The sequence below is a fragment of the Streptomyces sp. NPDC044002 genome (genome assembly GCF_056434525.1).
On sequence record NZ_JBWKEZ010000036.1, the window covers coordinates 46,180 to 56,890 of the forward strand.

A 10,711-nucleotide genomic window follows, 5' to 3' on the forward strand; every position below is an offset into this window, starting at 1 on the left:
AGGGGAACGGGATGAACTGCTTCAGAGCTCCCCCGGAGCCGTTCGGCAGGGGCACGGCAGGGTGTCTTCGGCGGGCGAGCGTCCGGCGCCCCGAGTCCATCGCCGAACGCGGCCGGAGCAGGCCATAAGGGGCCAGATCAGATCACCCTCACGACATCCGACAAGGGGATATCGGCCCTGGTCGCGTCGCCGAAGACGTCCACCGTCAACTCGACACGGCCCCGAACATGGTCGACAGCCACCACAGGGCTCGTGAAGCCTGTGAACGGCCCCCCGGTAATCCGTACGTCAGTCCCGACCTGAATGTCCATCTCGTGGGTCACACCGGCCCCCTTTCGCCGCCTCGGTCAGCCATCGCCGACAGAAGCGAACCTACCCCTTGGCGGAACCGAGCCGGACGGCCCGGGGCGGGTCGGGGCGGGTCGGGGGCGTTCGGGGGATTTCGCACGATCAAGTGTGGCCGGTGCATACGCTGGAGAGTGGCTCGTATTCCTCCCCGTATCTGAACTGCGCAGGCCAGTCTCTTCTACCCGGCGAGGGCACGTGGGTGACGATTCGTGGTTTTCGTTGGTCGTTCGGTTCGTGCGCACCAGTCCGCTGCGCCGGCTGGCCAGATTCCTCCTCTGGGGCTGTGTGGGCTGGGGACTCGGTGGTGCCTACGACGGGCTCGGCGCGGGCGGCCCGTTGGCGGTGGCGCTCCTGGTGCTGTTGGGGGCGGCGGTCGGGGGGGTCGGCAGCCTGGCCTGTGGGGTCGGGGGTGGGGTGGGGCTGGTGGTGCGGGGGGTGCCGCCGGCGGACGTGCTGTGGTGGTTCCTGCCCCTCGTGCTGGTGTTCGGCGTCGTGCAGGTGTCGCTGGCCTCGGCGGTGAGCAGCCGGCGGACCGGTGAGGTCCTGCTCGTCGTCACCGGCTACGGGCTGGACGAGCCGGGGCATCGCCTGCCGCGGCTGGTGCAGTGGCTCGCGCACGGCGCCCTCGCGGTGCCCGTGGTGCTGTGGCTGCGGGAACCGGAGCCGTCCTCGATGGTGGTGCTGGGGCTGGCGGGCGTCATGCACCTGCAGTTCCTCAAGGCCACGCGCAGCCTGTGCCGTTACCGGCGGATGGAGGTGCAGGTCTCCGCCCTGGCATGGGTCACCTGTGCGGCGCTGCTCGCGCTGAGCCCGGTGGGCGCGGTCGTCGCCGAGCGGAGCCGGGGAGGGTTCTTCGCCGTGCTGGGCTACCTGCTGGTGGCCGGGGCGCTCAGCGGGGCCCTGGTGGTCTGCGCGCGGTTCTGCGAGCTGGCGTTCGTCTTCGTCGTCGGGTCCCCGCAAGTGCGGCACCGGAGCGTGTTCAGCGCGGCCTACGGCTTCCTGCTGCTCCCCGCGTGGCTGGGGGCGCTGAGCCTCACGGCCCGTCTCGGAACGGGCTCGGCGCAGACCCTGGGGCTCGCGGTCGGCCTGCACCTGCTGTTCCTGGCCCTGTTCATGCAGCGGCCCTGCCGCTCGCTGTACCGGCTCGACGCATCGCTGTTCGTGCGGTACACGAACCAGGGTGACGAGGAGTGGCTGCACAAGACCTGGTGTCACGACGCCACGCACGGCCGCAAGGGCGGGCCCGACCTCACTCTGGTGAGGGTGCTCGACGAGTCCGCCGCGCGGATCTCACAGGGCACGTTCATCCCCCCGGCGCCCGAGCACTGGGAGGACCTTCGCAACGGCAAGGTGCGCCACGTGGAGTTGTCGGTCCACTGGACCGACAGGGCGGTGCGCCTGCTCAACCTGACCGCTCCCGCGAAGGACGCCGCCGAGGAGGTCCGCCTGGAGCACCGGGCCTGCCGCATCGGATGCCTGACCACGCTCGGGTACACGTACCTGTTGCACGGCTATCCCGAGGACGGGCAGCGGGCCCTGCTGGACGCCGCCGAGCTCTGCCGGAGGGCGGGGCTGGCGAACATCCGGGTCCAGATCGCCAAGGACGCCTGGCTCGCCGGCCTCGACATCGGCCTCAGCGGTCTCGAACCGGTCGAGGACGCGCTGGCGAACCCGCACGTCGTACCCGCGTTGCGGGCCCGGATCACGATCGAGGTGGGCAGCCTGCTCCACCTGTGGAAGGATCCGCGGCTCGACGGCTTCGTGGACCGGATGAGCCGCGTCCCGTTCCATCCCCCGAAGGCCGGCCCCGAGAAGATCCGGCAGGTGCGCCACACCGTCACGATCACCGCGGCCGGGATCGGCGGGCGGTTCCTGGCCGCACCGGACGACCTGGACGTGTTCACACGGGGCGTCGACGTGATCTCGGAGCAGGTGCCGGGCAACGCGCGGATCCGTGCGTTCGTCAGCGGAGTGCTCACCGGGGTGCTCGACGTGCCCGGCGGGCGGGCCATCCGGGCGGGCGTGTCACAGCTCGGCTCCCGCGTCCCGGAGCGCGGCGCGGACCTCCTGCACCGCACGGCCCGGAGGCTGGCCCGGCAGGGACTGGGGGCCGTGGCGGCGGAGCTGCTGGAGCTCAGCGGCGAAGTGTTCGCCCCTGCCGATCCGCGCCGCGCCCTGGAATGTCTGGAGTCGGCCCTCGCGCTCAGGGACGACGACCGCACCAACATCCTGGGCCCCGAAGCGCGGATCGCCCACGCGAGGACCACGGAAGCCCTGTACGAGGACGTGGTGGGCCTGCTGGTCGACGAGGCGGCCGATGAGGTGAAGGCGTTCGACCTGGTGGAGCGGGCCCGGTCGCGGGACCTGGTCAACCTGCTCGGGGAACGGGTGCCGCAGCCCGAGCTCGACGGGCTGCCCGAGGTCGTGGCGGCGATGCTCAGGGTGGAGCGCAGGGCCGAGGAGGTCGAGCGCAGCAGGGCCCGGATCGGTGAGGCGTACGTGGATCCGCGCCGGTCCCGCGTCACGCCCGCGCGCGGCGAGGACGGCTGGCCGCCCGGGCTGAGGTGGGTGAAGGCGGTGGACGCGGCGACCGCGGCGGAGCGTCACCTCGTGCGGACGATGAGGGGCCTGGAGGCGGCAGGTCTGGACGAGGAGGCGCTGGACCTGGTGTGGCTGCTCGGCAGGGAGGCGGCGGCCGAGTGGGGCCTGCGCGTCGAGGCGGGGCGCAGGCGGGTGGCGGTCGACAGGGCCGGGCCGCTCAGGGCCCGGCGCCTGGCCCGTGACCGGCAGCTGGCGGTGTGGGACACGTTGGCCGAGCACGGCGGACGGGCAGCCGAGTACGTGGCGCTGCGCCGGGGCGCCCCGGTCACCTTCGCCGAGGTGCGCACGCTCCTGGCCGGGGCGGGGTCAGCCGGGCAGGGCGTGCAGGGGTCCGGCCCCGGTGAGGAGGTCGGCGGCGCGGGCCCGGACGACCGCGACGATCACGGCGTCACCCCGGAAGTCCAGGACCAGCACGTCGGGGACGGTCGTGCCGGCTGACCCGATGACGGTGACCCGGTCGCCGCGGCGGACGGTGTCCGCGAGCAGGCGCCCCTCGGCGAGCCGGACGGGCAGGACGGTCCTTCCGTCGAGCGCCCCGTCGGCGAGGCGGGGGCCGAGCAGGTCGGTGGCGATGGCCTGCCCGGCGGCCAGGCGGCGCAGCGGGTAGCGGCCGACGACGTCGCGGGCGCGGTCGCCGTGCAGGTCGGCGGGGGCCAGGGGCCGGTAGGCCGGAACGGACCGCTGCGCGGTCGTCGGTTCCGGCCAGGTCTGGGCCGCGGCGCTCACGCCGCTCAGCAGCAGTCCCAGGGCCGCCACGGCCAGGGGCCACCGCCGCCTCCTGGAGGACGCCCCCGTGGAGGACGCCCCCGTGGAGGCCTCCTCCGGGGCGTCGTGCGCCGGCTCGGCTCGGTCCGGCTGCGGGGAGGGACGGGGTGAGGGCGGTGGCCCGGCACCCGGCTCCCCGCGGTCCAGGAGGGCGGACTCGTCGGAGTGCACGGCGCCCCTGACCCACAGGCGGTCGAGGGCCTGCCACAGGGCGGGCTCGTCCTCGTGGTGGCCGGGGCGGGCCAGTCCCATCGCCTCCACCAGCGACCACCGGTAGACGTCGAACGCCGTCCGCAGCAGCCGGCCGTACGCCTCGGCCGCGCCGATGGCGGCGCGGTAGGCGAGCCATGCGACCAGGAATCCGCCCCACCAGCACAGGGCCACGGCGTACCAGGGCAGCAGCCACGCCGCGATGCCGCTGCCCGCCAGGGCGAACGCCACCCCCAGGGCGCACATGGTCACGGCCAGTTCCAGCTCGCCGAGTGCCGTGGCGAGGGTCTGCCGGAACGCTTCGGGGAGCGTCGGGTACAGCCGGGGCCAGGCGACGACCGCCCGGATCGAGTACCGGTCGGTGCTGTGCTGCTCCGCGCCGCGCAGGACGTTGCCGAACGTGGTGGGCAGCAGGAGCCGGCTGTCGCGGGGGTAGAGGTGCCAGCGCGGATCCTCGATGCGCAGCCCGCGGTGGATCGCGGCCTGGCGGCGCCGGCCGTTCTCGGTGAACGCCCGCGGGAGCCCGTGCCCGTAGCCTTCCAGCAGCCGGATCAGCGCTGTACGCCGCGCCGTGAGGAGCTGGCTGAGCAGGAGGGCCGCCACCAGCAGGGCGCCCGCGAGTGCCAGGCGTGCCGAGCCGTCCAGGGCGGTCCACCACCGGACGGTCGCCGACCACCCCGCCCCCGTGACGACCAGTGCGCCGAGGGCTGTGAGGAATCCGAGGACGGGGACGAACACGGCGCGCAGGGTGCGCTGTTCGAGGGCACCGGCTGCCGTGTCGAGCACCCCCATCACGCGCCGCCGCGACGGGACGGGGGTACCAGGCGGTGCGGGCCGTGCCGGCAGGTGTACGCCTTCGTCCGGACGTAGTACTCGAACTCGTTGTCCTCCCCGCAGACGGTGCACGTGATGCGGACCGGGTCGGGAAAGTCCGCCGGCCGGCCCAACGGATCGGAATCCACTCCCAGTTCGGTTCCTGCCGTCTCCAGGAGGCGGACGGCCTCCTCGCGCAACGCGTCCACCGGCACCACGCCGACCACGGTTCCCGCCCGCACCGCCACCAGGCCGGCCATGCCGTCCAAGGCCTCCAGGAGGTCGGCCGAGGTGAGTAGCCTGACGATGTCCAGCCGCGCCGGGACCACGACGACCGGCCCCCGGCCGCCGGGCCCCGTCATCGCGCGGGGGATGCCCGCCGCGTCCAGCACCACCAGGAATCGGCCGGGGCGGTCCGGGCCGGGCGGGGCGGGCGGACCGGACGGACCCGGCGGTGAGCCGGAACCGTCGGGCTCTGTGTACGCGGTGTCGAAGTCGTCGGTCATGAGGTCGGACACCGTCCGGCCCCGGCCCGCAGCGGTCATCAGCACCAGTCTCCCGTCAGTACGAAAGGGGCCCAGTGGTACGGGTCGGGGAAAGCCCTGTCCTCCCCCGAGCGCCGCTCCAGGACCGGCCGGCCGAGCCGCACCTGGGCGGCCCGGATCCGGGCCCGGGCACGCAGACCGTCCGCCTGGCCGCGGGCGGCGCACAGGTCGTCGTAGATCCGCAGAGCGGTCCCGACCTCACCGGCGCGGGCGAGCAGCCGGGCTTCCTCCATGAGCAGCGCCGTCTCAATCGGGGTGCCGGGTACCAGTGTGGACCGGAGGTCTTGTGCGTGGCGCAGGACGTCGGCGTGCGTGAGCCCGCGCAACCACGCCTGGGCACGGCGCAGTGACTCCGCCTTGCTGCTGCCGGCCCGCAACTCCTCGTAGAAGCGGGTCAGCAGCAGGCCGGTGGACAGCTCGTCGACCCGCCACAACGACACCAGCGTGGACGCCGCCCCCGCGTACAGCAGGGCGCGGGTGAGCCCGATCAGTTCGTCACCGGGACGCCGTTCGCTCAGGCCGCTCTCGCACGAGCCGAGCACCACCAGGTCCACGTCCAGGGACAGGCCGAGGACGTCCTCGGCCGTCAGCCGACCGTCGGCCAGTTCGACACCGGAGCGCATGGGGTCGATCGGCTCGAACACACCGTGGGCGGTGAAGTGCAGGACGTCGGGCGAGTCGTTTCCGGTCCGCAACCGCTCCAGCAGCCCGGCGCGTGAGGCCCGGCCGCCGACGAGCACCTCGGGCTCCGCGAACAGCCGGCTCACCGCCGTGGCCTGGGTGTGTGCGAACGTCATCGGCGGGTCGGAGGGAGGGGCGGCCACGACGAGCACCGACGAGCGCGACGCCTTCCGCTGGGACCAGCAGTAACGCAGCACGGATGCGCTGGGTGTCAGCACGACGGGGTTCCGTTCGGCGAGCGGCGCGCCGTCGAGGGGGACGGCGTGCAGCGGCAGCCGGTGCAGTGCGTCGTGCGGGACGAGATAGACGACGTCACCGGGGGCCGCCCACTCCTGGACCGGTCGTACCAGCGCCCGCAGCGCTTCGTCCGCGAGGTAGTCGGCGATGCGGGGCCGTTCACCGCGCAAGAGGGCATAGAAGGCCTTGGCCGACGCCCGTAGTTCCGCTCGTGTCAGCCTGACGGTGCGGACCTGCGGCTTCTCCGCCTCGGGGACGATCCCGAAGATGTGGATGCCGTGGTCGGTGACGTAGTACTCGACCAGGATGACGCGCACGCTGTCAGCCGACACCGGAATCCCCCCACCCCCGCCTGCCCGACCGCCCCCCGACCCCCTTACGAAGGGTAATCGGACGGTCACGTCCGCGTCACGCGGACGGCGCAAGCCGGCTGCAGGGCTTCGCGGCACGCAGAGCACAGGAACCGGGCACGCAGCGCACACCGCCACGCGACACCCGTGCCTAGATTCACCTCCGGATGACGGACGCCGGACTCCTGCCCGGACAGGGGTCCGGCGCCTCCCCATCTCCTGCACGCCCATGGACGACAAGGTCAACAAGGTCAACAAGGGGGAGACTTCTCATGCCTGGAAAGTTGGGCAGGTTCGCGGCCGCGGCGGCCGCGGCGACGGCAGTCGTGACGCTGACGGGGACGCCCGCGAGCGCGGGGGACATCGCCTTCAACACGCGGAGCGTCTGGGTCGACGGCACACCGAGGGAGGGGCAGGACGAGGCTTGCACCACCCGGAGCATGTACCTGGCCTCCGGCAACTAGGACACGCACACGATCGGCTCGCTGCTCAACCCGCACTTCTGACCGGCCCGCCGGGCGTCACGGTGATCCGCCGAAGATCACGGGGCGCCCGGCCCACGCCCGTCCGGGACCCTGCCGCCGACCCGGTCCGTCACCGTGATCCCGACCGCGGTCTCCGGCACGCGGAACCGGACGATCCCCGCCGCCGGGTCGCTGTCCCACTCGACGTACGGTGCGGGGAGAGGCGCTGCTGGGGCTCGGGGACGAGGCCGGGGGCATCGGGCAGCTGGAGCTGGCGGCCCGGGAGGCGGAGGCGTCCGGCTATGAGGACGGTGCGGTACGGGCGCTCGGCGTGCTGCTGCGGGTGTCGGCGGACCCGGGGCTCCGGGCGCGCCACGACGCGGCGGTCGCACGGCTCACCACGCGGACCTGAAGGGGCTCCGCGTTCCCGGGGCGTTTGCCGTTCCTCACCCGGCGGCGGGGCGGGGTGGCAGGTAGTAGGGGCGGTGGTGGGCGGCGACCGGGGCCGACTGGTAGGTCCAGGCACCGGCGGGCGGGGTGTCGGCGAGGAGGGTGCGGGCGTCGCGTCCCAGGTCGTCCTCCTCGGCGTGGACGGTCAGGCCGGCCCGTCCGGCGTGTCCGGGTGCGGTGAGGTCGTACCAGCTGTAGGGCTGGTGGACGTTCATGGGGCCGGCCAGCAGACGGCCCTCGGGGTCGGTGCCGTATCCCGTGACGGGGGCGAGGGCGGCGGGGACGGAGGTGAGGCCGTCCAGTTCCGCCTTCAGGTCGAGCAGCGCTTCCCCGCCCCTGACCAGGGTGTCGTCCGGGCCGGTCGTCGCCGCGTTGCACCGTACGGTCCAGGTCTCGCCCGGCGGGCCGTTGGGGGACGGCAGGCCGGTCTCGAACCAGCCCGGGTACTTGGGCTCCGCGTACAGCTCGCGCCCGGCCCGGATGGCGAACGGGTTGTCGCAGACGACGTGGATCCGTGCGATGCCGAGCAGCTTCGTCTGGTCCCAGCCCTGCGCGTACTGGGCGTAGGTGAGGGCGGGCAGGCGGTCGCGGTCCGCCGTCGGGTGGGCGATGACGTTGAACTCGATCTCCTGGGTGACGCCGCCGCCGAAGGGGTACTGCGCGAAGTACAGCTGGTAGTTGACCGAGACGAGGGCGCGGCCCTCGAACTCGGCCGCCGAGAGGTCCGGGTGGTGCTTGGCCAGCAGGTCGCGGACCGGGCCCGGATCGACCAGCCAGTCGATGCCGAGCTGGTGCAGCGCCCCGTAGTGGAAGGGCAGCCGGAAGGGTTCGGGGACGGGCGGCAGGGGCAGCGGGCTCATGCGGGGACTCCCGGTGTGGCGGCGGGGCCGGCGGAGATGGGCCGGTCGCGGGCTGAAAGTTCGGACTCGATGGCTTCGGCGCTGCGCAGGGCCAGGGCCGCCATCGTGAGGGTCGGGTTGGAGGTGGCGACCGAGGGCATGCTCCCGCAGCCGACGGCGTACAGGCCGGGGTGGTCCCAGCAGCGCTGGGCGGCGTCGACCACCGAGGTGGCCGGGGAGTCGCCCATGACGTGCGTGCCGGCGGCGTGCCCGGCCCCCCGGTACCCGTAGGTGCGGCCGCCGTGCTCGAAGCGGCCGGGCCAGGCAGCAGCGGGAGCGTAGTCGGTGTGGTCCTCGGCTCCGAGCAGCGCGAAGACCTGCTCGGAGACCGCCCGGGCGGCGGCCATGCCGGCCTTGACGTGGTCGTCGAGGTCGTAGGTGACCAGGGGTTTGGGCAGGCCGATGGCGTCGCGTTCGGTGGGGTGGAGGGTGACCCGGTTGGCGGGGTCGGCCGCCTGCTCCATCTCGAACTGCAGGGCGAACTGGCGGCGGATCCGGTCGCCGGCCGCCCGTCGCAGCTCGGCGCCGAACAGGCCGCGGCGGTGGACGAGTTCGGCGATGTCCGCGTCCACGGGACCCTTGGCCCACACCCAGCCCCAGTTGCCGATCTCGATGCGGAACGGGGCCCGGAGGGCGCGTGCCGGACCGGAGCGGAAGCCCTCGATCCCCGAGGTGGAGCCGGGCCCCCGGTACGGGCCGGTGGGCTCCGGCAGCAGGCCCCAGGTGAGCAGGACGGGATGGTCCATCAGGTTGCGGCCGGCCTGGCCGCTGCGCCCGGCGAGGCCGGAGAGGAGCAGCAGCCGGGCATTTTCCACGGCGTGCGCGGCGAGCACGACGACGTCGGCGCGGGCTGCGGACGCCGTCCCGTCGTACGACCGGTACTCCACGCCGGTGGCGCGGCCGGAGCCGTCGACGAGGACCCGGGTGACCACGGACCGGTCCCGGAGGGTGACGGACCCGCTCCACCGCCCCTGGGTCTTGAGCGGGGTGTACTTCGCGAAGGAGGGGCAGTGCGGGATGCAACTGGCGTTGCCCACACAGCGGTTGCCGGGGTCGGGCCGCCCGTGCTCCCCTCGCGGGACGTAGCCGCGGCCGCCGTCGTGGTCCGGGTCCGGGACCCCGTTGCGGGCGTGCGGGGTGCCGGTCACGTGCAGCTCGACCTCGCGCAGGGCGACGGGGTCCTTCACCCGGCGCCCGTCGAGGCCCGCCGCGAGGATCCGGTCGAGGTGGCTGGCGGGGATGGGGCGCATGGGGAAGGCGTAGCCGTCGGGAAGCGGCAGCCCCACGTGCTCCCGCTGCTCGGCGGCGTCGGCGGCCACCCCCAGTTCCCGTTCGGCCTCCCGGTAGTACGGCTCCAGGTCCTCGTAGGTGAGCGGCCAGCGCCGCCCGTAGCCGAGGGACTCGGTGTCGAAGTCCTCGGGCAGCATGCGGGGGGCGAGTCCGGTCCAGACGTTGCCGGTACCGCCGTTGACGCGGACGTAGCCGCTGGAGTACGGCAGCGGGCCGTTCTGCGGCAGGTGGCCGCTCACGCGGAACCCGGGGGGCCCGTCCGTCCCGGTGAGGTCGGTGACCTCGGGCCAGGGGGCCGCCGGGTGCTCCCGGTAGGCGGAGCCGGGGACCTTGGCCGGCGCGGTGAGGTAGGTGGTGAGGGGGTCGTGTCCGCCCTGTCCCGGTCCGGCCTCCAGGACCAGGACCCGGCGGGCGTGCCGGCCGAGCCGGTACGCGACGAGCGAACCCGCCACCCCGGCACCGACCACGATCACGTCGTAGTGGTTCACCGGACGTCCGTCCCGGCCGGCGGGTATGCCCAGCTGCCGTATCCGGCGGGGTCGGTGGCGGGCGCCGTGAGCCCGGCGGCCTTCCATGCGAGCCCCTGCGCGTAGGCGTGCGGGGACACCACGAAGGGGGGCGGCCCCGGCCAGCTGCCGGTGTACCACAGGAGGGTGAGGGCGCGGGCCGCGGCCAGGAGGCCGTCCCCACCGGACCCGTCCGGCAGTCCCGTCGCGGCCAGCAGCCGCTCCAGGCGGGCGGTTCCGAGCTGCTCCTCGGCCACGCGCCGGTAGGTGTCGCGGAGTCCGGTGGCCTCCAGGGCCTCCGGTGCGAAGCCGGTCAGCCGTGCCGACAGTTCCAAGAAGTCACTCGTGTCATCTTTTGTGCCCACGGAGGCAACGGTGCCCCGCGGCCGGCGGCCGCATGCACCGCTCGTGATGTCGGCCGGTTCCGGTCGGCCGATGGCCTGGTCCGGTCAGGCGGTGAGTGCCGGCCGGGGGGGGGGAGGGGGGGGGCTGGGGGGGGGGGGGGGGGAGAGCGCCAGGGAGGAACACGTGCGGGGAAGGGGGGGGCGCCCC

9 protein-coding genes are annotated in these 10,711 nt (G+C 73.9%); 3 read left to right on the forward strand and 6 right to left on the reverse strand.

Features of this window, described 5'->3' with window-relative positions:
• Positions 1-137 precede the first annotated feature (137 nt).
• A complete protein-coding gene (locus AC07A6_RS25000) occupies positions 138-323 on the reverse strand; it encodes a hypothetical protein (protein ID WP_478778582.1) in 186 nt (61 codons plus the stop codon).
• A gap of 259 nt (positions 324-582) precedes the next feature.
• On the opposite strand from AC07A6_RS25000, the gene AC07A6_RS25005 reads away from it, so the two are divergent.
• Positions 583-3,387, forward strand: coding sequence for an ATP-binding protein (locus tag AC07A6_RS25005; RefSeq protein WP_478778583.1), 2,805 nt, complete (start codon positions 583-585; stop codon positions 3,385-3,387).
• A 1,328-nt stretch (positions 3,388-4,715) separates the two neighbouring features.
• Here the strand turns inward: AC07A6_RS25005 and AC07A6_RS25010 are convergent.
• Entirely contained in the window at positions 4,716-5,282 is a 567-nt protein-coding gene (locus AC07A6_RS25010) for a hypothetical protein (RefSeq protein ID WP_478778584.1), read from the reverse strand.
• Positions 5,282-6,532, reverse strand: a complete 1,251-nt coding sequence (locus AC07A6_RS25015) for a CHAT domain-containing protein (protein WP_478778585.1) — start codon at positions 6,530-6,532, stop codon at positions 5,282-5,284. Before AC07A6_RS25015 ends, AC07A6_RS25010 begins: the two co-directional genes overlap by 1 nt.
• Before the next feature lie 290 nt (positions 6,533-6,822).
• Here AC07A6_RS25015 and AC07A6_RS25020 point away from each other — a divergent pair, with 290 nt between their 5' ends.
• Both AC07A6_RS25020 and AC07A6_RS25025 read left to right on the forward strand, forming a co-directional pair.
• Positions 6,823-7,014, forward strand: a complete 192-nt coding sequence (locus AC07A6_RS25020) for a hypothetical protein (RefSeq protein ID WP_478778586.1) — start codon at positions 6,823-6,825, stop codon at positions 7,012-7,014.
• Between the two features lie 211 nt (positions 7,015-7,225).
• A complete protein-coding gene (locus AC07A6_RS25025; protein ID WP_478778587.1) occupies positions 7,226-7,426 on the forward strand; it encodes a hypothetical protein in 201 nt (66 codons plus the stop codon).
• Between the two features lie 34 nt (positions 7,427-7,460).
• Here AC07A6_RS25025 and AC07A6_RS25030 read toward each other — a convergent pair whose 3' ends face one another.
• From AC07A6_RS25030 to AC07A6_RS25040, 3 genes are read right to left on the reverse strand one after another with little or no spacing between them, the layout of a single operon-like run.
• Complete coding sequence (locus AC07A6_RS25030; protein ID WP_478778588.1) at positions 7,461-8,324, reverse strand: hypothetical protein; 864 nt, start codon at positions 8,322-8,324, stop codon at positions 7,461-7,463.
• The gene (locus AC07A6_RS25035; RefSeq protein ID WP_478778589.1) at positions 8,321-10,141 is read right to left on the reverse strand and encodes a GMC family oxidoreductase; all 1,821 of its coding nucleotides are present in this window, start codon (positions 10,139-10,141) and stop codon (positions 8,321-8,323) included. Before AC07A6_RS25035 ends, AC07A6_RS25030 begins: the two co-directional genes overlap by 4 nt.
• Entirely contained in the window at positions 10,138-10,524 is a 387-nt protein-coding gene (locus tag AC07A6_RS25040) for a hypothetical protein (protein WP_478778590.1), read from the reverse strand. Before AC07A6_RS25040 ends, AC07A6_RS25035 begins: the two co-directional genes overlap by 4 nt.
• Between the last annotated feature and the right edge of the window lie 187 nt (positions 10,525-10,711).

Excerpts from the sequence above, each read along its gene's own strand:
- AC07A6_RS25010 (WP_478778584.1), bottom strand. The coding sequence starts at position 5,282 with ATGACCGCTGCGGGCCGGGGCCGGACGGTGTCCGACCTCATGACCGAC.
- AC07A6_RS25020 (WP_478778586.1), top strand. The coding sequence starts at position 6,823 with ATGCCTGGAAAGTTGGGCAGGTTCGCGGCCGCGGCGGCCGCGGCGACG.
- AC07A6_RS25030 (WP_478778588.1), bottom strand. The coding sequence starts at position 8,324 with ATGAGCCCGCTGCCCCTGCCGCCCGTCCCCGAACCCTTCCGGCTGCCC.